23 protein-coding genes are annotated in these 23,760 nt (G+C 73.6%); 14 read left to right on the forward strand and 9 right to left on the reverse strand.

All coding sequences use genetic code 11. The features are described from left to right. Window positions 1–222 precede the first annotated feature (222 nt). Window positions 223–2,322 (forward strand): ArnT family glycosyltransferase, encoded by a 2,100-nt coding sequence (locus tag IE275_RS32170; protein ID WP_189715847.1) that lies wholly within the window; start codon window positions 223–225, stop codon window positions 2,320–2,322. Between the two features lie 65 nt (window positions 2,323–2,387). Here IE275_RS32170 and IE275_RS32175 read toward each other — a convergent pair whose 3' ends face one another. Genes IE275_RS32175 through IE275_RS32185 form a run of 3 tightly spaced genes read right to left on the reverse strand, consistent with a single transcriptional unit; the run spans window position 2,388 to window position 5,206 of the window. Continuing rightward, window positions 2,388–3,149, reverse strand: coding sequence for an FAD:protein FMN transferase (locus IE275_RS32175; protein ID WP_189715692.1), 762 nt, complete (start codon window positions 3,147–3,149; stop codon window positions 2,388–2,390). A gap of 1 nt (window position 3,150) precedes the next feature. Then, complete coding sequence (locus IE275_RS32180; protein ID WP_189715694.1) at window positions 3,151–3,849, reverse strand: FMN-binding protein; 699 nt, start codon at window positions 3,847–3,849, stop codon at window positions 3,151–3,153. Between the two features lie 10 nt (window positions 3,850–3,859). Then, window positions 3,860–5,206: a ferredoxin reductase family protein gene (locus IE275_RS32185; protein WP_189715696.1), complete on the reverse strand. Its 1,347-nt coding sequence runs from the start codon at window positions 5,204–5,206 to the stop codon at window positions 3,860–3,862. Between the two features lie 152 nt (window positions 5,207–5,358). On the opposite strand from IE275_RS32185, the gene IE275_RS32190 reads away from it, so the two are divergent. From IE275_RS32190 to IE275_RS32200, 3 genes are all read left to right on the forward strand, one after another. Next, window positions 5,359–6,051, forward strand: a complete 693-nt coding sequence (locus tag IE275_RS32190; RefSeq protein WP_189715848.1) for a response regulator transcription factor — start codon at window positions 5,359–5,361, stop codon at window positions 6,049–6,051. Continuing rightward, window positions 6,048–7,496: a sensor histidine kinase gene (locus IE275_RS32195; protein ID WP_189715698.1), complete on the forward strand. Its 1,449-nt coding sequence runs from the start codon at window positions 6,048–6,050 to the stop codon at window positions 7,494–7,496. Before IE275_RS32190 ends, IE275_RS32195 begins: the two co-directional genes overlap by 4 nt. A 311-nt stretch (window positions 7,497–7,807) precedes the next feature. Next, window positions 7,808–8,821, forward strand: coding sequence for a lysylphosphatidylglycerol synthase transmembrane domain-containing protein (locus IE275_RS32200; protein ID WP_189715700.1), 1,014 nt, complete (start codon window positions 7,808–7,810; stop codon window positions 8,819–8,821). Window positions 8,822–8,839: 18 nt separating this feature from the next. On the opposite strand, the gene msrB is transcribed toward IE275_RS32200, so the two are convergent. The 4 genes from msrB to IE275_RS32220 all read right to left on the reverse strand — a co-directional run bounded on the left by msrB (window position 8,840) and on the right by IE275_RS32220 (window position 12,227). Further along, a complete protein-coding gene (msrB, locus tag IE275_RS32205) occupies window positions 8,840–9,247 on the reverse strand; it encodes a peptide-methionine (R)-S-oxide reductase MsrB (protein WP_189715702.1) in 408 nt (135 codons plus the stop codon). A 13-nt stretch (window positions 9,248–9,260) separates the two neighbouring features. Further along, window positions 9,261–10,646, reverse strand: a complete 1,386-nt coding sequence (gene murC / locus IE275_RS32210; RefSeq protein WP_189715704.1) for a UDP-N-acetylmuramate--L-alanine ligase — start codon at window positions 10,644–10,646, stop codon at window positions 9,261–9,263. A gap of 167 nt (window positions 10,647–10,813) precedes the next feature. Continuing rightward, window positions 10,814–11,287 (reverse strand): indole-3-glycerol phosphate synthase, encoded by a 474-nt coding sequence (locus IE275_RS32215; RefSeq protein WP_189715706.1) that lies wholly within the window; start codon window positions 11,285–11,287, stop codon window positions 10,814–10,816. A 157-nt stretch (window positions 11,288–11,444) separates the two neighbouring features. After that, entirely contained in the window at window positions 11,445–12,227 is a 783-nt protein-coding gene (locus tag IE275_RS32220; protein WP_189715708.1) for a pyrimidine reductase family protein, read from the reverse strand. A gap of 37 nt (window positions 12,228–12,264) precedes the next feature. Between IE275_RS32220 and zapE the strand changes: the two genes are divergently transcribed. The 8 genes from zapE to IE275_RS32260 all read left to right on the forward strand — a co-directional run bounded on the left by zapE (window position 12,265) and on the right by IE275_RS32260 (window position 19,897). Then, window positions 12,265–13,371, forward strand: a complete 1,107-nt coding sequence (gene zapE, locus IE275_RS32225; protein WP_189715710.1) for a cell division protein ZapE — start codon at window positions 12,265–12,267, stop codon at window positions 13,369–13,371. Between the two features lie 195 nt (window positions 13,372–13,566). Beyond that, window positions 13,567–14,007, forward strand: a complete 441-nt coding sequence (locus tag IE275_RS32230; protein WP_189715712.1) for a hypothetical protein — start codon at window positions 13,567–13,569, stop codon at window positions 14,005–14,007. A gap of 89 nt (window positions 14,008–14,096) precedes the next feature. After that, window positions 14,097–14,678 carry a carbonic anhydrase gene (locus IE275_RS32235; protein ID WP_189715714.1) on the forward strand — a complete coding sequence of 194 codons (582 nt, stop codon included), beginning with the start codon at window positions 14,097–14,099 and terminating at the stop codon, window positions 14,676–14,678. Between the two features lie 8 nt (window positions 14,679–14,686). Continuing rightward, on the forward strand, window positions 14,687–16,177 hold the full coding sequence (locus tag IE275_RS32240; RefSeq protein WP_189715716.1) for a SulP family inorganic anion transporter: 1,491 nt from the start codon (window positions 14,687–14,689) through the stop codon (window positions 16,175–16,177). A gap of 111 nt (window positions 16,178–16,288) precedes the next feature. After that, window positions 16,289–17,227 carry a slipin family protein gene (locus tag IE275_RS32245; protein ID WP_189715850.1) on the forward strand — a complete coding sequence of 313 codons (939 nt, stop codon included), beginning with the start codon at window positions 16,289–16,291 and terminating at the stop codon, window positions 17,225–17,227. 90 nt (window positions 17,228–17,317) lie between these two features. Next, window positions 17,318–18,685, forward strand: a complete 1,368-nt coding sequence (locus tag IE275_RS32250) for an alkaline phosphatase PhoX (RefSeq protein ID WP_189715718.1) — start codon at window positions 17,318–17,320, stop codon at window positions 18,683–18,685. Window positions 18,686–18,833: 148 nt separating this feature from the next. Further along, window positions 18,834–19,685: a polysaccharide deacetylase family protein gene (locus IE275_RS32255; RefSeq protein ID WP_189715720.1), complete on the forward strand. Its 852-nt coding sequence runs from the start codon at window positions 18,834–18,836 to the stop codon at window positions 19,683–19,685. Window positions 19,686–19,717: 32 nt separating this feature from the next. Continuing rightward, window positions 19,718–19,897 (forward strand): hypothetical protein, encoded by a 180-nt coding sequence (locus tag IE275_RS32260; protein WP_189715722.1) that lies wholly within the window; start codon window positions 19,718–19,720, stop codon window positions 19,895–19,897. A 23-nt stretch (window positions 19,898–19,920) separates the two neighbouring features. Here the strand turns inward: IE275_RS32260 and IE275_RS32265 are convergent, their stop codons facing one another. Together IE275_RS32265 and IE275_RS32270 are read right to left on the reverse strand one after the other, a co-directional pair. Beyond that, window positions 19,921–20,592 carry an ABC transporter gene (locus IE275_RS32265; protein ID WP_189715724.1) on the reverse strand — a complete coding sequence of 224 codons (672 nt, stop codon included), beginning with the start codon at window positions 20,590–20,592 and terminating at the stop codon, window positions 19,921–19,923. Then, the gene (locus IE275_RS32270; protein WP_189715726.1) at window positions 20,589–21,446 is read right to left on the reverse strand and encodes an ABC transporter ATP-binding protein; all 858 of its coding nucleotides are present in this window, start codon (window positions 21,444–21,446) and stop codon (window positions 20,589–20,591) included. Before IE275_RS32270 ends, IE275_RS32265 begins: the two co-directional genes overlap by 4 nt. A 59-nt stretch (window positions 21,447–21,505) precedes the next feature. Between IE275_RS32270 and IE275_RS32275 the strand changes: the two genes are divergently transcribed. Both IE275_RS32275 and IE275_RS32280 read left to right on the forward strand, forming a co-directional pair. After that, window positions 21,506–22,222 carry a peptidyl-tRNA hydrolase gene (locus tag IE275_RS32275; RefSeq protein ID WP_189715728.1) on the forward strand — a complete coding sequence of 239 codons (717 nt, stop codon included), beginning with the start codon at window positions 21,506–21,508 and terminating at the stop codon, window positions 22,220–22,222. Between the two features lie 125 nt (window positions 22,223–22,347). Beyond that, window positions 22,348–23,634 (forward strand): MbnB/TglH/ChrH family RiPP precursor modification enzyme, encoded by a 1,287-nt coding sequence (locus IE275_RS32280; protein WP_189715730.1) that lies wholly within the window; start codon window positions 22,348–22,350, stop codon window positions 23,632–23,634. The last annotated feature ends 126 nt before the right edge of the window (window positions 23,635–23,760 follow it).

The following is a 23,760-nucleotide window of genomic DNA, read 5'->3' on the forward strand; positions in this document are numbered from 1 at the left end:
CCGTTCTCGACCATGTGAGTTCGAGTGCCGTTGCGGGGAGAGTCTAGACCGCTTGTGTTGCGGGGGTTTTGACGGGAGACCCGCGATCCGGGGAGGCCACCGCCTTTGCGCAGGCTGTGAGTCCGCTGATTCTCACCCTCCCCTCACCGACGGCACAGGGAGCCCCCAGAGAGGCGCCCGATCGTCACTGCCATGAACGAATCGAACGCGGGAGGCGTCGTCATGAAGACCCTCGCCCCGCCGCCCACCCCCGTCGAGGAGGACGGCGCCCGCGCCCGACGCCTGTTCACCGGCGCCCCGGACGACCCGCGCTGGGCCCGCCCGGCCCTGTGGGCGGTCCTCGTCCTCGCCACGGCCCTGTACGCCTGGAACCTCTCCTCCCTCACCGGCAACACCTTCTACGACGCGGCCGTCTACTCCGGCACCAAGAGCTGGAAGGCGTTCTTCTTCGGCGCGCTGGACGCGGGCAGCTTCATCACGGTCGACAAACCGCCGTTCGCCCTGTGGGTGATGGGCCTGTCCGCACGCGCCTTCGGGTACGGCACCTGGCAGTTGGCGCTGCCGATGGTCGCGGCGGGAACCGGTTCCGTCGCGCTTCTCCACCGGCTGGTCAAGCGCGACTTCGGCGCGGTGGCGGCGACGGTCTCCGCACTGGCGCTGACGCTCACCCCGATCACCGTCGCCATCACCCGGGACACCAACCCCGACCCCGTCCTGGTCCTCCTCATGCTGCTCGGCGCGGCCGCGCTGCTGAAGGCCGTCCGCACCGGCCGGGCGATGCCGCTGGTGTGGTCCGGTGTCGCCATCGGTTTCGCGTTCAACACGAAGATGATGCAGGCGTACGTCGTCCTGCCCGCGTTCTTCCTGGTGTACCTGTGGGCCGCGAACGCCTCGCCGGGCAGGCGCATCCGCAACCTCGCGGCCGGCACGGTCGCGCTGATCGTCTCCAGCGCCTGGTGGATGGTGGTCGTCGATCTGATCCCGGCCTCCTCCCGCCCCTACATCGGCGGCTCGACCGACAACACGGTCTGGGACCTGGTCATCGGCTACAACGGCTTCGGCCGTATCTTCGGGGCGAGTTCCTCGGCCGGCTCGCAGGGCAACGGCGCGAGCTTCGGCGGCGAGGCCGGCCTGTACCGGATGTTCAACGAGATCATGGGCGGTCAGATCTCCTGGCTGATCCCGTTCGCGCTGATCGCCCTGGCCGGCGGTCTGGTGCTGCGCGGCCGGGCCCCGCGCACCGACGCCAGGCGGGCGGCGCTCCTGCTCTGGGGCGGCTGGTTCGTCCTGCACTACCTGACCTTCGCCCTCGCCGAGGGCACCTTCCACCCGTACTACGTCACCGCCATGGCCCCCGGGATCGCGGCCCTGGCCGGGGCGGGCGGTGTCATGCTCCACCAGGCCTTCCGTGAGTCCGCGGCGACGGGGGTCCTCCCGCGCGAGCGAAGCCGGGGGTGGGGCTGGGTGCTGCCGGCCGCGGTCGCGGTGAGCTCTCTGTGGGCGGTCGTCCTGCTCCGGCGGGTCTCCGGCTCCGGCACGCCGTACACGGTCGCCGAGGTCGTGGCCGGGGTGGCGGGGGCCGCCTCGGTGATCGGGCTGCTGGTCGCCCGGTTCACCGGGAGGCAGCGGCTGACGGGCGTCGCGGCACTGGCGGCGGTCGTGGCCCTGCTGGCCGGTCCGGCCGCGTACTCCGCCTCGGCGGCGGCCTCGAGCACCAACGGCACCAACCCGACGGCCGGTCCGAACACGGGCGGGACGGGCGGAACGGGTGGCGGTGGCGGTGGCGCCGGTGGGCAGCAGCCGAGCGGCGGCCCGGGCACCGGCTCCGGGCGGACGGGCCAGGCGCCGTCCTCCGGCAACGGCAGCGACAGCGGCGGCGGGACCTCGTCCTCGTCCGAGTCGGACGGCGCGGCCACCGAGTCCGGCGACGAGGGTCGGACGGGCGGTGCCATGGGCGGCGGCACGGGCGGCGCCACGGGCGGCGGCACCCAGGTGTCGTCCGCGATGATCACGTACCTGAAGAAGAACCAGGACGGCGCCACCTGGCTGGTCGCGGTCGCCACCGACCAGACCGCGTCCTCGATCATCCTGGAGTCCGGTGAGCCGGTCATCTCGATGGGCGGCTGGTCCGGCACCGACGACGCGATGACCCTCGCCGGGCTCAAGAGCCTGGTGAAGTCCGGCAAGCTGCACTACATCGTCGTCGGCGACAGCGGCCGGGGCTCGACGAACTCCGAGATCTCCACCTGGGTCGAGGCGAACGGCACGGCAGTCTCCGACTACAGCGGGCTGTACCGCCTGGACGCCTCCGACGTGACCTGATCCCCGTGGGGAGAGGACACCCCCGGCCAGGCGCGGCCGGGGGTGTTCCGGTGTTCCGGAAGCGGTTACGCCGCGGCCGCCGACGCCGTCGGGAACCCCGGCGTCCGCAGCACCCGGCCCCCGGAGAGCACCGCGAACACCTCGCAGCCCTCCCGCGAGGCCGCCCACTCCACCCCCTCCGTGCCCAGCGCGAACGCGGCCGTGGCGACGGTGTCCGCGAGGGTGAGGTCCGGGGCGACGACGGTGAGGCTGTCGAGGCCGGTGGCCGGGTGGCCGGTGCGGCCGTCGAGGATGTGGTCACCGCGCTCGTAGCGTGCGGAGGTCGCGACAGCCGCGTCGGTGAGGCCGAGGACCGCGCAGAGCTTGTCGGCGGCCTCGGGGTGCCGTACGCCGACCCGCCAGGGGCCGCCCGCGACGACCACGTCACCGCCGGCGTTGAGGCAGAACCGGGTGAGCCCGGCCGCCGTCAGCAGCTCCGCCGCCCGCTGCACGGACCAGCCCTTGACGACGGCGCACGGGTCGAGGCCCCGGCCGGGCAGCCGTACGTCGAAGGCGCCGCCGGTGGCGAGCCGGTACTCCTCGCACAGGTCGAGCACCTCGGTGAGGTCGGCGCTCAGCTCGCCGGGGGACAGCTCGCCCCGGTCCAGCCGGGACACCTCGCTGCCCTCCTTGAACGGGCTGAACCGCTCGTCGACCTCCCGCAGCCACGCGAAGACGGCGTCCGCCCCCTGCGCGAACACCCGCGCGTCGTCGATGCCGCCGATGCCGGCGACGTCGTCGACGCGCAGCGAGACCGGGAAGCCCATGACGTGCTCGACCCTGTGCACGTCAGGCGCCCTTCGCGTCGATCGCCGCCTGGAGCGACTCCCGGTAGCCGTCGCTGGTGATCGTCGCGCCGGACACGGTGTCGATGTCCGCGCTCTGCGCCTCCAGCGTCTCGGCGATCAACGTCGGCACCGCCGCCGTGGTCTGCGGATGGTCCGGCTGCTTCAGCATCCTCACGGCCGTGATCGCGTCACCCTCGAAGGTGACCTCGACCTGGACGTCGCCCTTCTCGGTGTTCACGGTCGAGCCCGAGACCGTCTGCGAGGCGGCGGCGGAGGCGGACGCCGAGGGGGACGCGGAGGCGGCGGACGCCTGGGCGTCGATGGCCGCCTGGAGCGACTCCCGGTAGCCGTCGCTGGTGATCGTCGCGCCGGACACGGTGTCGATGTCCGCGCTCTGCGCCTCCAGCGTCTCCGCGATCAACGTCGGCACCGCCGCCGTCGTCTGCGGATGGTCCGGCTGCTTCAGGAACTTCACGGCCGTGATCCGGTCGCCGTCGTAGGTCACCTGGACCTGCACGTCGCCCTTCTCGGTGTGCACGGTCGTCCCGGTGAAGGTCGATCCGGCGGACGAGGTGCCGGCGGAGGACGTCGAGGCCGGTTCGGTGACGGTGGTGGACGTCGAACCGGTCGACGCCTCGTAGCGCCAGACGGGGATCAGGCCCACCACGGACAGGACCAGGACAGGTATGGCTCGCTTCACGATGTCTCTCTCATCCCGCCAGGCTGAAGCGTTCGAAGTGGATCTGCGGCCGCGGCACGCCCAGCTCGCGCAGGGTGGCGAGAACCGCGTTCATCATCGGCGGCGGCCCGCACAGGAAGACGTCCCGCTCGGTGATGTCCGGCACCAGCGCGGCCAGTTCCCGCGGCGCCAGCCGGTCCGGCACCGGCGGTCCGGTGACCAGGTGCAGCTCGGCGCCCTTGGCGAGGGCCAGCTCGCGCAGCTCGTCGTAGAGGACGGCGTCGCGTTCACCGGCCACGCGGTAGACGACCACGGCGTGCCCGTCGATCTCCTCCAGCAGCGCGCGGATCGGCGTGACGCCGACGCCGCCGGCGATGAGCAGGGACTCGGGGCGGGTGCGGTGCATCGCGGTGAAGGCGCCGTAGGGCCCCTCGGCGAAGACCCGGGTGCCGGGCCTGAGGTGGCGCAGGGAGGCGGAGCCCTCGCCGGCCGCCTTCGCGGTCAGCCGCAGCCGGGTGCCGTCGGGCGCCGCGGATAGCGAGAACGGGTTCGCCTGCCACCAGCGGTCCTTCGTCAGGAACCGCCACAGGAAGAACTGGCCGGCCCGGGCGGGCAGCCGGTCCAGGTCGCGGCCGGTGATGTACACCGAGACCACGTTGTCGGACTCGGGGACGACCGCTTCGACGCGCAGCTGGTGGCGCAGGTTCCGCCACAGGGGCAGGGCCAGCCGGCCGGTGAACAGCGCCGCGCCGGCCGCGATCCAGAGGGTGTACCAGTACGCGGTGGCGGCGGGCGACGCGGTGAAGGTCGTGCCGACCGCGACCTGGTGGGTGAAGGCCAGCACCACGGCGACGTAGGTGTACAGGTGGATGAAGTGCCAGGTCTCGTAGGCCAGCCGGCGGCGGGCCCAGCGGGCGGAGACGCCGCCGATGACGAGGATCAGCGCCATCGCGACGGTCGCGCGCAGCACACCCTCGACGGTCTCGGCGAGGTCGACGAGCTCGCTGACCGGGTTCATCGACGAGTCCGCCGAGGCGTCCGCGTAGCCGAAGGTGATGAACACCACATGCGCGACCAGCGTCCAGAGCAGGCCGAAGCCGGTCCAGCGGTGCCAGTTGGTCAGCCGGTCCATGCCGATCCGGCGGTCGAGCCAGGGCAGACGGGCGACCAGCAGCAGCTGGAACGCCATCAGCAGGGCCGCGTACAGCCCGGCGAACCGGCCGACGACGACGAGCGCGTTGGAGGCGAAGCCCGCCTGGACGGCGAAGAGGGTCACGACGGCGGCGTTCGCCGCCAGCAGGGCGTACAGGCCGGTGCGGGCCACGATTTTGGGACGTGCCGCCGTGGGGGGTACGGGAGGCGATTGGACGGTCGTCACGGAAGGAAACTCCTTGATCTGATCCTCAGGACACAGAGCTTCTCCGTGCTTTGCTGTCGTTTTCCTGTCGTACAACTTTCAAGAGCTTATCGATCTCCGCGCAGGCGAGACGGGGGTGCTGCGGCCAGGGTGGCGTGACGCAGTATGAGCGGGTGGAAAAAGTACGACTCCTCGTCGTGGACGACGACCCGCCGATCGCCGACCTCGTGGCGACGGTCGCCCGCTACGAGGGCTGGGACGCGGTGACCGCGAACTCGGGCGAGGAGGCGCTGCGCCGCGCCGTCGCGTTCCGTCCCGACATCGTGGTGCTCGACCTGATGCTGCCCGACATCGACGGATTCGGCGTGCTGGACCGGCTGCGGCAGTCCGGCACGATGGTGCCGGTGGTGTTCCTCACCGCGCGCGACGGGGTCGCCGACCGGGTGGCGGGGCTGACCCGCGGCGGCGACGACTACCTGGTGAAACCATTCGCCGTGGAGGAGTTGATGGCCCGGCTGCGGACCGTGCTGCGACGCAGCGCGGGCCCCGCCTTCCAGCGCTCGGTCCTCGGGGTCGCGGACCTCACCATGGACGAGGACACCCGCGAGGTGCGCCGCGCCGGGAAACTGCTGACGCTGACCCCGACCGAGTACGAGGTGCTGCGCTACCTGATGCGCAAGTCGCCGACCGTCCTCACCAAGGCGCAGATCCTCGATCACGTCTGGGAATACGGTTTCGGCGGCCGTTCCAACGTCGTCGAACTGGTCGTCAGCCGGCTGCGCCGCAAGCTCGACGCGACCGGCGACGGCCCGCTGATCCAGACGGTACGCGGCTTCGGATACGTGATCCGGCAGGCGTCCGAGTGATCGGCCGGCTGCGGCGGTCGTACCGCAGACTCCGGCTCGGCACCCGTCTCGCGCTGGGCCTCGGGGCGCTGTCCCTGGTGGTGTTCGCCGTGGTCGGCACGGCCCTGACGACCTACATGCGGGACTATCTGTCGGCGCAGCTCAACGACCAGCTGAAGCTCGCCCAGGTCGCCCAGTCCAAGAGCATCGCGGACTACGGCACGCTGACCGGCAAGAAGTACTACCGCTGGTACTACGCGGTGTACGACGTCAAGGACGGCACCCCCGTGCTGCGCGAGCCGGAGGACCCCGCGGACGTACCCGAGGACGTCGACGACCTCACCGCCCTCGCCCGGATGCAGACCGCCACGAACACCGAGGTGCTGAGCACCGAGGACCTGCGGGGCGAGGGCCTGTACCGGCTGCGCGCCTGCGAGGTCGAGCCCGGTGTGGTCCTGGTCAGCGGCGCGCCCCTGGACGACATCGAGGACACCGTACGGCAGCTGATCACGGTCCAGGTCGTCACGTTCGTGCTGGCGCTGCTGGCCCTGGTGGTGTTCGGGCGGGCGATGCTGCGGCGCGGCCTCCAGCCGCTGAGCGACATGGCGTACACCGCGCACGGCATCGCCTCGCACGACCTCTCCGAGTCGGCGTCCCGGCTCCCGCTGCGGGCGGAGGCGCCGGGCGGCGGCCCCGAGGTGGAGGAACTGCGCACGGCCTTCAACACGATGCTGGAGCACATCGACGCCTCCCTGGCCGTGCGCGCGGAGGCGGAGCAGCGGCTGCGGCGCTTCGTCGCGGACGCCTCGCACGAACTGCGCACCCCGTTGATGTCGGTACGCGGTTACGCGGACCTCTTCCAGTACGCGCCCGCCAACGCGCCCGGGGAGCGGGACAAGCACCTGGCCCGGCTGCGTGCGGAGGCCGCCCGCATGGGGGTCCTCCTCGACGACCTGCTGCTGCTCGCCCGGCTGGACGCGGCCGAGGTGGACGCCCCGCTGCGGATGGAGGACGCCGATCTGGTGGACCTGGTCGAGCAGGCGGCGGACGCGTTCCGGGCGAGCCACCACGGTCATCCGCTGACGGTGCTCCCGGGTCCGGCCTCGGTCCGGCTGCGCCTCGACCCGCACCGTGCCCGGCAGGTGCTGGACAACCTCCTCACCAACGCGGCCGTGCACACCCCGGCCGGCACCCCGGTCTCCGTCGGGGTCTCGGTGACCGCGGGCGCGGCCCGGGTGCGGGTCACCGACCGCGGCCCCGGGATACCGTCGGGCGACCGCGACCAGGTCTTCGACCGCTTCTACCGGGTCGACAAGGCCCGCAGCCGCGACCGCGGCGGCAGCGGTCTCGGCCTGTCCGTGGCCCGCTCCCTGGTCCGCGCCCACGGCGGCTCGCTGGACCTGGACGGCGGGCCGGGGGAGACCGTGTTCACGGTGACGCTGCCGCTGGGCGGCGGCGGGCGGTAGCCCCCTCGGCGTCGCCGCCGCCTCGGCCCCAGCCGCTGTCACCGCCCTGTCCGCCGTCTCGGCCCCAGCTGCCGGCGTCACCTCGCCCGCACCACCGCCACCCCCACCGGGATGACCGCCCCCGCGCACGGGCAGAACTCTCACAGCGCCACCGCACCCCGTCGCCCCTCCGCCCGCGCACCGTCGGCTTCCGGACACCGCGCCGTCACGCGAGGAGGGGAAGTTCCCTCGCGTTCCCCTCCTCCCCGCCCGGGAGCCTGATCCGTCACCGCTGCCGCGTGCGGACGTGACGTGGAAGGACGACGTGCGCCGTGTCCCTGCAGCCGCTCGACACCCCCGCCTCACCGCCCCCTCCTCCGCCCTCTCCCCCGTCCCCGCGCGCGGCCGCCCGCCGCCCGCTGCTGACGTCCACCACCGCCCGGCACGCCGTGAGCCTGCTCCCCCTGCTGTATCTCGGGGTGTGGGCGGCGGTGGACTGGCACGCCGTCCGGGACGGCACCGCCCGGCTGGCCACCGCGGACCCGTGGTGGCTGCTGGCCGGGCTCTTCTTCACCTACCTGGGCGCGGTCGCCGCGGCCTGTGTCCGCCAGGGCGCGATACCGGACCGGCTGCCGCCCGGCCTCCTGGTGGCCTCCCAGATCGCCGCGGGCGCCGCGAACCACGTCCTGCCCGCGAGCATCGGCGCCCACGCGGTCACCGTCCGCTTCCTCCAGCGCCAGGGCATCCCGCTCGCCCGCGCCACCGCGTCGATCGGCCTGTACTCCCTGGTCAGGGCGCTGGCGAAGACACCTCTGGTGCTCGTCTTCCTCTTCACGGCCCCCGTCGCCGCGCTCGTCCCGGACGACCGCGCCCTGCTGCTGGCCGCGGTGGGGATCGTCCTGGCCCCGTCGGCGGGCGCGCTGCTGGTCGCCGTCGTGCGCCCGCTGCGCGGCCCCGCCCTGGCATTCGTCCGCACGGCCCTCACCGACGCCCGCCGGCTGCACACCCGGCCCGGGCGGGTCATCCCCCTGTGGGGCGGAGCGTTCGCGGCTCCCCTGATCCAGGCCTGTGTGGTGGCGTCGGTGGGGAAGGCGCTCGGCCTTCCCCTGACCTGGCCCGAGCTGCTCTTCGCGTTCCTCGCGGCGAGCACCGCGGCCGGCGCCGTCCCGGCCCCGGGCGGCATCGGCCCGGTGGACGCCGCCCTGGTCCTCGCCCTGGCCGGCTACGGCGCCCCGCTCGCCCTCGCCACGGCCACCGTCATCGGCTACCGCACGCTGACGGTCTGGCTGCCGCTGCTGCCGGGAGTGCTGGTGCTGTCCGCGCTGGTGCAGCGCGAACACCTGTGAAGGTGAACCGGAACCGGCTCAGCTCTCGTCCGGCGCCAGCCGCAGCGACACACTGTTGATGCAGTAGCGCTGGTCGGTCGGGGTCGGGTACCCCTCCCCGGCGAAGACGTGCCCGAGGTGCGAGCCACAGCGTGCGCACCGCACCTCGGTGCGCACCATGCCGTGCGAGCGGTCGTCGATCAGCTCCACCGCGTCGGTGTCCTTCGGGTCGAAGAACGACGGCCAGCCGCAGTGGGACTCGAACTTGGTGTCGGAGGTGAACAGTTCGGCGCCACAGGCCCGGCAGGAGTAGACACCCCGGGTCTTGGTGTCGGTGTACTCACCGGTGAACGCGGGCTCCGTCCCGGCCTGCCGGAGGACGGCGTACTCGGCGGGCGTCAGCTCCGCACGCCACTGCTCGTCCGGCTTCTCGACGTCGTACGACATGAGCTTCAGCCCCTCACTGCGAAAGACGGTCCAGGATGCGCGGGCCCAGGTCGGTCACATCGCCCGCGCCCATGGTGAGAACCAGATCACCGGGCTTGGCCATTCCCGCGACGACGTCGGGCACCTCGCCCTTGTCGTGCACCGGCGTGACGTCCGCGCCGGCCGCCCGGGCGGCGTCGATGATCAGGGCGCTGGTGACTCCGGGGACCGGGTCCTCGCGGGCCGGGTAGATGTCGAGGACGACGGAGGCGTCGGCCAGCGTGAGGGACTCGCCCATCTCCTTGCCCAGCTCCTGGGTGCGGGAGAAGAGGTGCGGCTGGAAGACGACCAGGATGCGGGCGTCGCCGGCCGCCGAGCGCATGGCCTCCAGGTCGGCCGTCATCTCGGTGGGGTGGTGCGCGTAGGAGTCGATGACCTGGACCCCCGCCGCCTCGCCCTTGAGCTGGAGGCGGCGCTTGACGCCGGTGTAGGCGGCGAGCGCGGGCGCCAGTTCGGCGGCCGGGATGCCGAGGGCCACGCCGGCGGCCAGCGCGGCGACGGCGTTGTGCGCGTAGTGCCGGCCGGGCACGGACACCGTGAAGGTGATCTCCTGTCCGTCCATGAGGACGGTGACCAGGCTCTTCAGGCCCTGCGGGACGACGGACAGCACCCGCACGTCGGCGTCCTCGGACTCCCCGTACGTCACCACGCGCACGCCCTCAACACGGCGGGTCAGCTCCCGCGCGCCCGCGTGGTCGGCGTTGATCACCAGGGTGCCGCCGGGCACGATCTTCCCGGCGAACGTCTCGAAGGACTCGTAGATCTCGTCCATCGACGCGTAGTTGGCGTGGTGGTCCAGCTCCACGTTGAGGACGATCGCGACCTCGGGGGCGTACTTGTGGAAGCTGCGGTCCGATTCGTCCGCCTCGGCGACGAAGATCTCGCCGTCGCCGTGCAGCGCGTTGGAACCGGGCGCGTCCAGGTCGCCGCCGATGGCGTAGGACGGCCGGCGGCCCAGCTCGGACAGGGAGACGGCCAGCATGGAGGTGGTGGTGGTCTTGCCGTGCGTGCCGGCGACGGCGATCGCGCGCAGCCCGTCCATCAGCGCGGCCAGCGCGTCGGAGCGGTGGACGACCGGGACGCCCAGCTCGGCCGCGCGGGCCAGCTCGGGGTTGTCCTGCCGGATCGCCGAGGACACGACGACACAGCTCGCGTCGTCGGCCAGGTGCTCCGCCGCGTGCCCGATGTGCACGGTGGCGCCCAGCGCCCGCAGCGCGGCGGCCGTCTCCGACTCCTTGGCGTCACTGCCCGCCACCCGGGCCCCGCGCTGCGCGAGGATCTTGGCGATCCCCGACATGCCGGCGCCGCCGATGCCGATGAAGTGCGGTCGGTCCATGGCGGGGGGAAGGCCGGCTGCCATGCGTGATCTCCCAGTGGTGCGGTACGACGGTGAGGGCTCCACCTTAGGGGGCGGGGCGGGGCGGCCGACCAGCGGGCGCGGGACCGTACCGATGTGCGGGACCGTACCGATGCGCGGCTCCGCCACGCGCGGGCGCGGCCGGGCCCGCACGCGGCAAAGCCTGCCGGCTAGGCCTTGCTGTGCGAGAACAGCTTCAGGACGGGGACCCCGACCTTGTGCCGGGCCCGTGACGCCCAGTCCCGGTGGAAGAACTCCTCCACGTAGTGGGGATCGGTCAGGACGATGACCTCGTCGGCCCCCACCTCCTCCACCAGGGATCTCAGCGCGTCCAGCGGATGGTCCTCGACCAGCCGGCCGACCGCCTCGCTGCCGGCGACGTGCAGCGCCTGGAGGGAGACCTCCAGGGCTCTCTCACCGAACCCCTTCGCCTCTTCGCCCTCCGGCGTCCGCCGCTCGCGCGCGGCCTCGTCCAGCTCCCCGAGCGCCACGTCGTCGATGGCTCGCAGCAGCCGGTCGGCCTGGTCGCCGCGCGGCTGGAGCAGCACATGGAAGGAGACCTGCTCGTCCCCGTGCAAGGTGGTGACGAACTCCACGTCGGCGGACGTCAGGGCCTTCTCGATCATCAAAACGCTTGTGAACACCAGCGCCCCATTCTCCTGCGGAAACCATCCTTCCCCGTGCCAGCACGGGAACTGCGAGTCCTAGTCTGCCCATCGGAAGCTAACCGGAACGGCATATTCCGCCGTTTTCGGGACTGTGTGGGTGTCATACCCCCACTCCTGACCCCACCCGGCCGTTTCAGACCCTTCCGTACCTGCTGAAGAGGAATCCGTCCTCCTCCAGCAGGGACACCAGTGCGAACCGCCGCGGCACCGCGACCGACGGCCCGCCCGCGATGCGCTGCGCGTCCCCCGCGGTGAGCATCGGCGAGACCGTCAGACAGAGCTCGTCGAGCACCCCGGCGGCGACGAACTGCCCCAGCATCCGGGGGCCGCCCTCGGTCAGCAGCCGGGTGTGGCCCAGCCCGGCGAGGGCCTGTACGGCGCGTGCGGGCTCCACGCCCGGCCCGTCGCCGGCGACCACCACCGTGGCGCCCGCCTTCTCCGCGGCGGCCACTCGGTCGGGGGCGGCCGCGGCGCCGGTCAGCAGCAGGGTCGGCACCGGCGGCGAGGTGAAGAGCGGGAGCGAGAAGTCGAGGTCGAGGCTCGCGGTGACCACCGCGATCGCCGGGGCGGGCGCCTGCCCGGCCGCCTCCCGCCGCGCCGCGAACTCCGCACGCGCGCGTGCCGGGCGGTACCCCTCCTGCCGTACCGTTTCCGCGCCCACGACGACGACGTCGGCGAGCCCCCGCAGCGTGCCGAAGATCCGCATGTCGGTGGCGGTGGAGATGGGCTGGGAGCGCCCGTCGTGCTGGGCGGCGCCGTCGAGCGTGGAGACCATGTTGGCCCGCAGCCAGGGCCGCGGCTCCCCGGGCGCGGGCACGGGGTAGGCGTAGGCCTCGGCGAGTTCGTCGAGGCTCCACTCCCGATCGCCCGGGGTCGTCGCGGGTGTCTGGTCGGTCACAGGGAACAGCCGTCGCATGCCAGGCAGTCTGGCACGCGGATTAGCATGGGGAACCGTGTCGTCCTCCACCTCCGCTCCCGGCATCGATGCGATAGCCGACGCGGCCCCGCTGTCCCTGTGCGCCCGTGAGCCGTATGTCCCCGCGGACCGGCTGGTCGCCGAGATGGTGCCGCCGCCCCGCTTCGACTCGGTGCGCTTCAGCACGTACCTCCCGGACCCGAACCAGCCCAGCCAGACCGAGGCCGTAGGGGTCCTGGAGGGCTTCGCGGGCGGGCTCGGCGGGGCGCATGCCGTGGGTGCCGCCAAACGGGGGTTCTTCGGCTTCGGGAAGGCGAAGGCCGCCAAGGTCCCGGCCGGACCCCGCGGCGTCTACCTGGACGGCGGCTACGGCGTCGGCAAGACCCACCTGCTCGCCTCGCTCTGGCACGCCACCCCGGCCGAGCCCGCGCTCAAGGCGTTCGGCACGTTCGTGGAGCTGACCAACCTGGTCGGCGCCCTCGGCTTCCAGCAGACGGTGCGCACGCTCTCCGGGCACCGTCTGCTCTGCATCGACGAGTTCGAGCTGGACGACCCGGGCGACACCGTCCTGGTCTCCACGCTGCTCGGCAAGCTGGTCGAGGCCGGCGTCGCGCTCGCCGCCACCTCCAACACCCTGCCCGGCAAGCTGGGCGAGGGCCGGTTCGCGGCCGCCGACTTCCTGCGCGAGATCCAGGGGCTGTCGGCGCACTTCCGCGCCCTGCGCATCGACGGCGAGGACTACCGCCACCGCGGCCTGCCCGCCGCGCCGAAGCCGTACTCCGACGAACAGGTGACGAAGACGGCGTACGCCACGCCCGGCACCTCGCTGGACGACTTCCCGCATCTGCTGGAGCACCTCGCCAAGGTCCACCCCAGCCGCTACGGCGCGCTGACCGATGACCTGAAGGCGGTGTGTCTGACGGACGTGTGTCCGATTCCCGACCAGTCGACGGCCCTCCGGCTCGTCGTCCTGGCCGACCGGCTCTACGACCGCGAGGTCCCGGTGCTCGCCGCCGGCGTCCCCTTCGACCAGCTGTTCAGCGAGGAGATGCTGAACGGCGGCTACCGCAAGAAGTACTTCCGGGCCATCTCGCGACTCACCGCGCTGGCCCGTGACGCCCAGCGACTGGTCGACACCCCTTAAGGGTTCCACCAGGTCCCGGTCAAGGATCGGTTCGCGCCAGAAAACCCTCGCATTTGAGGCGCACTTCTTCCCGACACGCCGAGTTAACCCTGCAAACAACTTTGCAGGGTTAACGTGTTCTTGACCAGTCATTGACCAACCATTGGTCTGGACTAGACCTGCCCGCGGTGGCGCGAACTGCCTGGAGGGGGGCGCATGTTCCGAGGTACGACGGCCCGGGGCGTGGTGTCGCACCTCGCCGCCGTCCTGCTCGCACTCGCGTTCTTCGCACCCGCGTCCCCCTTCGCACATGCGCACACGGCGCGTCAGGTCGAGGCCAAGGCCCAGCCCGGATCCACACCCTCCGTCAAGGCGCTGCGCCACGAGCCCGTCACGGTCCGCGACTGCGACCTCCCCCACTCTCGAACGGCATCGAGCGGGGGGACCCCCACCGGCCCCGCCGGTCCGCTGCGCTCCCGCGACCGCCACCGCGCCACCGTCAGCGCCGCCCCGGCCCCCCAGGAACCCGAGCGCCCGCTGCTGGCGCTGGATCCCGCCGCCGACCACGAACCGGCCCGGCCGGCCGAACCCTACGACCGCACGTCGAGATGCGCGACGGACCACTCCCCGGCCGCGCTCCAGGTCTTCCGCTGCTGAACGGGCGGAGCAGAACAGCGGTTCCCCCACCTGTCCTGTGTTCCGCACGTCCGACGCGCCCCCACAGCGCGCCAGGAGGAGTCACCAGCATGCAGCCCCTCATCGACAACGCCCGTACGTTCGGACAGCGCCCTGAGGAGTTCGCCGAGCTGGCCGAAGGCCAGTCTCCGCAGGTCCTGTTCATCACCTGCTCCGATTCGCGGGTCGTCCCCGCCCTGATCACGGGCGCCCGCCCCGGCCAGCTCTTCGAGCTGCGCACCGCGGGCAACATCGTGCCCCCGTACGGCTCCGACCGTCCCACCGGCGAGGCCGCCACCATCGAGTACGCCGTCGAGGTCCTCGGCGTCCAGGACGTCGTGGTCTGCGGCCACTCGCACTGCGGTGCCGTCGGCGCGCTGGTGCGCGGCGACGACCTCGACGCCGTCCCCGCCGTCCGCGACTGGCTCGCGCACGCCGCGGACGAGCCGGGAAGCGCCGACCCGGACGATCCGGCGGTCGCCCTCGCCGTCCAGCACCACGTCCTCGCCCAGCTGCTCAGGCTGCGCTCCTACCCCTGCGTGGAGAAGCGGCTGGCGGACGGCCGGCTGCGGGTGCGCGGCTGGTACTACGAGGTCCACACCGGCGCCGTGCGCGAACACCGGGTGGACACGGACGCCTTCGAAGCCCTGTGAGCGCCCCGATGACCGACCCCACCGCCCCCGCGCGGCGAATAGCCCCGTTCCCCCACCTCAGGCAGGACTTCGCCGCCTCACTCGTCGTCTTCCTGGTCGCGCTCCCGCTGTGCGTGGGCGTGGCCGTGGCCTCCGGCGTGCCGGCCGAGCTGGGGCTCGTCACCGGCATCGTCGGCGGCATCGTCACCGGGCTGATGCGCGGCAGCAGCCTCCAGGTGTCCGGTCCGGCCGCCGGACTGACCGTGCTGGTCTTCGAGGCGGTGCGGGAGTTCGGCCTGCCCGCCCTCGGAGTGATCGTCCTCGCCACGGGCGTCCTCCAGATCGCGATGGGCGCCCTGCGGCTGGGGCGCTGGTTCCGCGCGATCTCGGTGTCCGTGGTCGAGGGCATGCTGGCCGGCATCGGCCTGGTGCTGATCGCCGGCCAGCTGTACTCGGTGGTCGGCGCCAAGGCGCCCGCGTCCGGTCCGGAGAAGATCGCCGGGCTGCCCCGGGCGCTCGTGGACGCGGCCGGGAACACCGCGACGCTGGCCTCGCTCGCGCTCGGCGCCGGCACCGTCGCCGTACTGGTGGGGTGGAAGCGGCTCCCGGCGAAGGTCCGTACCGTGCCCGGTCCGCTCGCCGCGGTGGGCCTGGCGACCCTCGCCGCGCTGCTGCTGGACCTGCCCGTGGCCACCGTCGAGGTGCGGGGCCTGCTCGGTTCGATCCAGCCGCCGTCCCTGTCCGCCTTCGGCGAGGCGGCGAACGTCGGACTGCTCGGCACGATCGTCGCGTTCACCCTGATCGCGTCCGCCGAGTCCCTGTTCAGCGCGGCGGCCGTGGACCGGCTGCACGACGGGCCCCGCACCGCCTACGACAAGGAGCTGGTCGCGCAGGGCGCGGGCAACGCGATCTGCGGGATGCTCGGCGCGCTGCCGATGACCGCGGTGATCGTGCGCAGCGCGGCCAACGTCCAGGCGGGCGCCCGCACCAAGGCGTCCCGCGTCCTGCATGGCGTGTGGCTGCTGCTGTTCGCGGCGCTGCTGCCCGGCGTGCTGGCCTACATCCCCCTCCCGGCGCTCGCGGGCGTCCTGGTCCACGCCGGCGCGAAGCTGGTCCCCGTACGGGCGCTCGCGTCCCTGTGGCGCGAGCACCGCGGCGAGGCGCTGATCCTGGTCGTCACGGCCGTGTCGATCGTCGCGGTCAGCATGTTCGAGGGCGTCCTCGTCGGCCTCGGGCTGGCGGTCGCCAAGACGGCCTGGGAGGCCTCGCACCTGCGGCTGGAGATCGTCGACAAGGGCGCCGGGCCCGTCCAGGCGTACCTGTCGGGCAACGCGACCTTCCTGCGGCTGCCGAAGATCCTCGACAGCCTGGAGTCCCTGCCGCAGGACCGGCCCGTCGAGCTGGACCTCTCGGGTCTGCACCACCTCGACCACGCCTGCCGTACGGCCCTGGAGACCTGGGCCGAACGGCACAGCGCGGCCGGCACCGAACCGGTGAAGGTCACGGCGGACAAGGCCTAGGGGCTCTGTGCCCGTCGTCCGGTGCGGGGGCCGGTTCGTCGCCCCGCACCAGGCGGCGGGCTTATCGTGGACAGGAGCGGACGGATCGGCCCTGAGGTCGAGGAGGTCGTCATGCTCCAGGAACTGCTGGGCGCGGCGCTGGCGGCGGGTGCCGTCGGCATCGTGTACGCCGGGGCGGCCGCACGGGTCGTCAAGCAGTACGAACGCGGCGTGGTCCTGCGGCTCGGCCGGCTGCGCGGAGAGGTCCGCTCGCCGGGGTTCACCATGGTGATCCCGGCCGTGGACAGGCTGCGCAAGGTCAACATGCAGATCGTGACGATGCCGATCCCGGCCCAGGAGGGCATCACCCGCGACAACGTGACCGTACGGGTCGACGCGGTCGTGTACTTCCGGGTGGTGGACGCGTCGGCCGCCGTCATCAACGTCGAGGACTACCGTTTCGCCGTCTCCCAGATGGCCCAGACCTCGCTGCGCTCGATCATCGGCAAGAGCGAGCTGGACGATCTGCTGTCGAACCGGGAGAAGCTCAACGAGGGCCTGGAGCTGATGATCGACAGTCCGGCGGTGGGCTGGGGCGTGCAGATCGACCGGGTCGAGATCAAGGACGTGTCGCTGCCGGAGTCCATGAAGCGGTCCATGGCCCGGCAGGCCGAGGCCGACCGGGAGCGCCGCGCGCGGATCATCAACGCGGACGCCGAACTCCAGGCGTCGAAGAAGCTCGCCGAGGCGGCGAAGGAGATGTCCGAGCAGCCCGCCGCGCTCCAGCTGCGGCTGCTCCAGACGGTGGTCGCGGTCGCCGCCGAGAAGAACTCCACCCTGGTGCTGCCGTTCCCGGTGGAGCTGCTGAGGTTCCTGGAGAAGGCCCAGCAGCAGCCCGCCCCGGGCGCCCCGCCGGCTCCCCCGCCGGCTCCCCCGCCGTCGCCGCTCGGCCTCGAGGAACGCCTCGCCGCCGCCGCGGAACCCCCGCCCGACCCCGAACCGCCGGCCCCGCCGCACCCGCCGGCTCCCCGGCACGAACCCCCCGGCGCTTCCCCGGACCTCGACCGGTGACACGTGCGTCGGGCGTGGTTCCCGGGGCGTGCGCGGAGTGATAGACACAGCGGGATCACAGTTCCTGTCCGCCAGCAGGAAGGTTCCCGCATGTCTTCGACACGCCGTCAGATCCTCGCCCGCACCGGTGCCCTGGGGGCGGGCATCGCCTTCACCGGCGCCCTCTCCGACCTCTTCGCGGGCACCGCCGCCGCGCAGGAGACCGGCCACGGCGGCTACGGCCCCCTCGTCCCCGACCCGGACGGCCTGCTCGACCTCCCCGAGGGCTTCCGCTACCGGGTGCTCTCCCGCGAGGGCGACCCGCTGCGCTCCGGGGAGGGCCCCGTCCCCTCGAACCACGACGGCATGGCGGCCCTCCCCGGCCGCCAGGGCCGTGTCCACCTGGTCCGCAACCACGAGAACCGCCCCACCGCACGGCACCCCGTCCCCACGATCGAGGGCCTGACCTACGACCCGGCGGGCAAGGGCGGCTGTACGGCGCTGACGCTCGACGCGCGGGGCCGGGTGCTGTCGGAGCGGGTCGCCGTCGCCGGTACGGCCGTCAACTGCGCGGGCGGACCCACCCCGTGGCACACCTGGCTGACCTGCGAGGAGACCGAGGACAGGGCCGGCACCAACGGGTACACGAAGGACCACGGCTTCATCTTCGAGGTCGATCCGGCCGACCCGCGCCGCACCGGCGCCGTCCCGCTGGCCGCGATGGGCCGCTTCCAGCACGAGGCGGTCGCCGTCGACCCGCACCTCGGCGTCGTCTACGAGACGGAGGACGCGTTCCTCGAACCGTTCGGCCTCTTCTACCGCTTCCTGCCGAAGAAGCCGCTGGGCGGGATCGGTTCGCTGCGCGCCGGCGGCCGGCTCCAGGCGATGCGGGTGCCCGGCGTACCGGACCTGTCGTCGATCCTGGAGACCGGCGCGGTCTTCGACGGCGTGGAGTGGGCCGACGTGCCGGACCCGCTCGCCGCCGGAACCCCCACCCGACTCCAGGACTACGGCCCGCGGGGCATCACGCACGCCCAGAAGCTGGAGGGCTGCTACTGGGGCGGGCGGTGCGTGTACTTCGTGTCGTCGTTCGCGCGCAGCGCGGACGGTTCGGCGGCCGACCACTTCGGCCAGGTCTGGCGCTACGACCCGGCGCGCCGGCGCCTCACGCTCGTCGTCGTCTTCGGCCCGGACACCGACGTCCAGCTGCCCGGCGAGTCCCCCGACAACATCTGCCTCGCCGCCGGGGGCGGCCTGATGGTGTGCGAGGACGGCAACGGCGCCCAGCACGTCTTCGGTGTCACCCGGCACGGCGAGGTCTATCCGATGGCCCGCGGCCGGCAGAACATCGGCACCCCGGCCGAACCGGAGTGGGGCGAGTTCGCCGGTGTCACCTTCTCCCCCGACGGCCGCACGATGTACGTCAACTGCTACACCCCCGGGACGACGTTCGCGGTGACGGGCCCCTGGCGCCGCTGACGGCGACCGGGGTGTACCGCCCGGCTTTCCGAAGGTGTCCCCCGCCCTGGCGCGCACGGACCCCGTGCGCGCCCGGGCGGGTGACACCTCCGGGGAGCCGGGCGGCATATCGTCATAAGTAACTCTTTTCGGATCCTAAGTTCGTACGGTGATCCCTCCCGTACGCCGTCTCGCCGCCCTCTGCGCCCTCGGAGCCCTCGGCGCCTCGCTCACCGCCTGCGGCACCTCCCCGGCACCGCACCCCGCCCGCCCGGCCCCCGCCGCCGCTTCCGCCACGCCCTCCCGGCCGCCGACGCTCGCCCCGGGCCCCGCCGGACTGACCCCCGTCTTCCGGCACGGGCCCCGTACGGCCGGGAGGACCGTCGCCCTCACCTTCGACGCCGACATGACGGCCGACCAGGGACCGCGGGCGGCGCGCGGCGAGCACTTCGACAACCCGGGGCTGATCGCGGCCCTGCGGACGCTGAGGGTGCCGGCCACCGTGTTCATGACCGGCCGGTGGGCCGAGGAGTACCCCGCCCAGGCCCGCGCCATCGGCCGCGACCCCCTGTTCGAGGTCGCCAACCACTCCTTCAGCCACTACGCCTTCACCGACGACTGCTACGGGCTGCCGACCGTCTCCGGGGACCGGATGCGGGCGGACGTGGAGCGGGCGTACACGGCGCTGCGCCGGGTGGGGGTGCCCGACGCGATGCCGTACTTCCGCTTCCCGGGCGGCTGCTACGACCGGCGGGCGCTGCGCGCGGTGAGCGCCACGGGTGTCACCGCCGTGCAGTGGGACGTGGTGAGCGGGGACGCCTTCGCCACGGACGCGGACGCCGTCGCCCAGGACGTGCTGGACGGGGTGCGGCCGGGCTCCGTGGTCGTCATGCACTGCACCCGCAGCGCCGCGCCGACGACCGAGCGGGCCGTGCGCGCGATCGTGCCGGAGCTGCGCCGGCGCGGGTACCGGTTCGTGAAGGTGTCCGAGCTGATCGGGGCGGCGAGCGGGCGCCGCTGAGCCCCGGGGCGTCCTCCTCGTACGCTGGACGCATGAACGACGACGTGTGCGGCCCGGTCGACGCGACCCGGCCGCCCCGGGCCGACGGACCGCCGTACGCGGAGTGCGTGCTGTGCCGGAAGCCGACGGAGTACCCGGAGTCGCACAAGGGGATCACCTTGTGCCCGGTGTGCGAGTGGCAGGAGGCCCAGCGCACCGCCTGCTCGGGGTGAGTGCCGGGAGGCGGGCGCGCCGCTCAGGGTGAGCGCCGGGAGGTGAGCGCGCAGGCCGCGCCCGTCGCGGCGGCCGTCAGCAGCGCCGCGGCCGCCGTCGCCAGGAGCGGCAGGTGGACGGTCGCCGTGTGCGAGCCGCCGACCAGGCCGCTGACCGCCGCGTGCGCCGGGGATCCCGTCACCACCAGCGCCAGCAGGGCCGCGAGGAGCGTCGCCGGGACCGCCCGGCCGGGTGAGCGCAGCACGGGCCAGGCGGTGAGCGCGCCGACGGCCGTGCCGAGCAGGGCGCAGGTCAGGCAGGCGAGCAGCCCGGCCGCGGTGCCTTCGAGCGCGGGCACCCGCTGCTGGTGGTCGGCGCCGACCGGGTCGCTGACGAGGGCGACCACCGCCGTCGACGCCGTTCCGAGGAGGGTCGCGGCGCCCAGGGCGACCAGGACGCAGGCCAGGTGCGCCCGCGCGGGCCCGGCCGCCGCCGCGACGACGGTGCGCGCCGCCGGGGGCTCGCCGGAGACACAGATCCGCACCAGCCAGGCGGCGACGGGCAGCAGCGCGGCGGCCGTGTAGCCGAGCGAGTCCAGCAGCGGCTGGCCGCCCTGCACACCGATGCCGAGGAGGACGGCGTAGAGCAGGAACGGCGGCAGCCAGCGCTGGGAGCGCAGGAGCAGGGCGCTCTGGTAGCGCAGGAGGGCGGTCATGGGCGGCCTTCGCGGTCGGCCGGACCCACGCCGACGACGTGCCACGGCGGGCTCGCGGTCAGCAGGGCGCGGAGCAGGACGTCGGATCGGGCGGCGGGGACGGTCAGACGGTGGGTGCGGTCGCCCGTCTCCTCGGCGGAGACGACCAGGCGCAGCGCCCCCTCGGGCAGCGGCGACGGGCCCCGCACCTCGACGACCGTGTGCGGCCCGTCGGCGCCGGCGGCCGGCTGCGGGACGCGGCGGTGCAGGGTGCCGTCGCGGACCGCGTACACGACGTCCGTCGTCCCGGCGAGGCGGCGGGGGTCGTGGTCGACGAAGACGACGGCGGTCCCCGCGGCGGTGCGCTCGGCGACCGCGCGTTCCAGTTCGGCGCGCGCGTCGGTGTCGAGGCCGGTCCAGGCCTCGTCCAGGATCAGCAACTCCGGTTCGGCGAGCAGCGCCTGGGCCACCGCCACCTTCTGGCTGCTGCCCTTGGACAGCCGGGTCATGGGGGTGCGGGCGTGGGTGCCGGCGCCGAAGCGCTCCAGCCAGTCGCCCGCCGCGCGCTCGGCGGCCGTACGGTCCAGGCCGTGGACGGCGGCGAGGTGGGTGAGGTAGCCGAGGGCGGTGAAGGGCAGGGCGGCGGGGAAGCGTTCGGGGACGTGGGCGGTGCGGGGGCGGCCGGTGACCCTGCCCTCGGTCGGGGCGTCGACGCGGGCCAGGAGGCGCAGCAGGGTGGACTTGCCGGTGCCGTTGGCGCCTTCGACCCGGATCAGGGTGGCGGGGTCCGCGGTGAGGTCCACCCCGCGCAGGACCCAGGGGCCGCGCAGGCCGTAGCGGCGGCCGACGCCCTCCAGCCGTAGCGCACCGTGCATGCGGACCGTCCTTTCACGCGCCCCGGGGAGCGGATCTTCCACCTGGCAGACTGGAGGACGTGACCAGTGATCCGGCCGTTCCCGGCGACAGCCCTTTCCGTTCCGGAACCTCCCCCCGCGACGAGGCCCCGCAGTTCGTCCTTCCCCTGGTGGTCCGTATCGAGCGGGCCGCCCCGCCCGCGCGCACGGACGCGCTGGAGACGGCCGCGCGGGCCGTGCTGACCCTCCTCGCCGACGAGCGGGCGCTGGGCGACGGCGAGTGGGCCGAGGCCGTGCACGACTGGCAGGACGCCCGGATCCGCAAGGTGGTCCGGCGGGCGCGCGGCGCGGAGTGGCGGCGGGCCGAGGCACTGCCCGGCATCACGGTCACCGGCAAGTCGGCGGAGGTACGGGTGTTCCCGCCCGTCCCGCTGGACGGCTGGCCGAAGGACCTGGCCAGGCTCCAGGTCTCCGGCACGGACCTCGACGACCCGGAGCCGCCGGTGGAGGCCGGCCCCTTGGCGCCGGTGATCTGGCTGAACCCCGATCTCGGCATGTCCGCCGGCAAGGCGATGGCCCAGGCGGGGCACGGCGCGCAGCTCGCCTGGTGGGAACTGCCCGAGGAGGAGCGCACCGCCTGGCGCGAGGCCGGTTTCCCGCTGGCCGTACGGACCGCCGCGGCCGACCGGTGGCGCGAGCTGACGGCGAGCGGGCTGCCCGTGGTCCGGGACGCGGGGTTCACGGAGATCGCGCCCGGCAGCTGCACGGTGGTCGCCGAGCATCCGGCCCTGCGCTGAGCGGGGCCGCCCGCGCCCAACCTCAAATGTTGCTCTGAAGGCGGGCCGAGGACGGTTCGGCGCAACCTCGCGGGGTCATACCCCCGTCACCACCGAGGGGGCACGGCACGAAGGAGGCGGGGGCCATGACACGACTGGGCACGGGCATCGGCTGGCGGCCGGAGATCGCGGACGCCGTGGAGCGGATGCCGGGCATCGACTGGGTCGAGGTCGTGGCGGAGAACACCTGCCCCGGACACCTCCCCGAGTCCCTGCAACGGCTCCTCGACCGCGGTGTCACCGTCGTCCCGCACGGGGTCTCGCTGGGACTCGGCGGCGCCGACCGGCCCGACGAGGGGCGGCTGGCCGCCCTCGCCGAGCGGGCCGAGGCGCTGGGCTCACCGCTGGTGACCGAACACATCGCGTTCGTCCGCGCGGGCGGCCCGCTGACCGCCTCGGCGCCGCTGGAGGCCGGGCACCTGCTGCCGGTGCCGCGCACCCGCGACGCCCTCGACGTGCTCTGCGAGAACGTGCGCATCGCGCAGGACGCCCTGCCCGTGCCGCTCGCCGTCGAGAACATCGCCGCCCTCGTCGCGTGGCCCGGCGAGGAGATGACGGAGGGCCAGTTCCTGTACGAGCTGGCCGACCGGACGGGCGTACGGCTGCTGATCGACGTGGCGAACCTGCACACCAACCACGTCAACCGCGGCGAGGACCCCGCCAAGGCGCTCGCCGAACTGCCCCTGGAGGCCCTCGCCTACGTCCATGTCGCGGGCGGCTTCGAACGGGACGGCGTCTGGCACGACAGCCACGCCCACCCGGTGCCGCGCCCGGTCCTCGACATCCTGGCCGACCTCGCCTCCCGGGTCTCCCCGCCCGGAGTGCTGCTGGAACGCGACGAGAACTTCCCCGAACCCGGCGAGCTGGAGCGGGAGCTGGGGGCGATCCGGGAGACGGTACGGGCCGCGGCGCCCGAGCGGCCGCACCGGACGCCGGAGCGCGGCCGGACTCCGGTGCCCGCCGCCGACGACGCCGCTCGCCAGCGGCTCGGGCTCGCGGAGGCCGCGCTGCTGTCCGCCCTGGTCGCGGGCACCCCGGCGCCGGAGGGCTTCGACCGGGTCCGCCTGGGCGTCCAGGCACGGGCCCTGGCGGCGAAGCGGGCGGACGTGGTGGCGAAGGTGGCGCCGGAGCTGCCGGTGATCCTCGGCGAGGGGTACCGGACGGCCTTCCTCGGTTACGCACAGGGCCACCCGATGCGCGGCGGCTACCGGCAGGACGCCCTGGACTTCGCGGAGTGGGTGCTGCGGAGCGGGCCGCCGCGGGAGAGCGGGGCCCGTCGGGAACTGCGGCGGTGGTGGCTGGACCGCTCGGGCCCGGCGCCGCGGCCGCGGTCGCGGCTGGCCCGGGTGGGGCGGTCGCTGACGCGGCGGTGACGGATCCGGCCAGGACCGTCCGACGACGCGGGGTCCGTCGGGTGACGGCGGCCGCGGTACCGGCCCCGCCTCGCCTTCGCCCATGAGTGAGGCCCTCCCGCCAGAGCGGGAGGGCCTCGTCGTCAG

The organism is Streptomyces phaeofaciens (assembly GCF_014648915.1).
GTDB lineage: Bacteria > Actinomycetota > Actinomycetes > Streptomycetales > Streptomycetaceae > Streptomyces > Streptomyces phaeofaciens.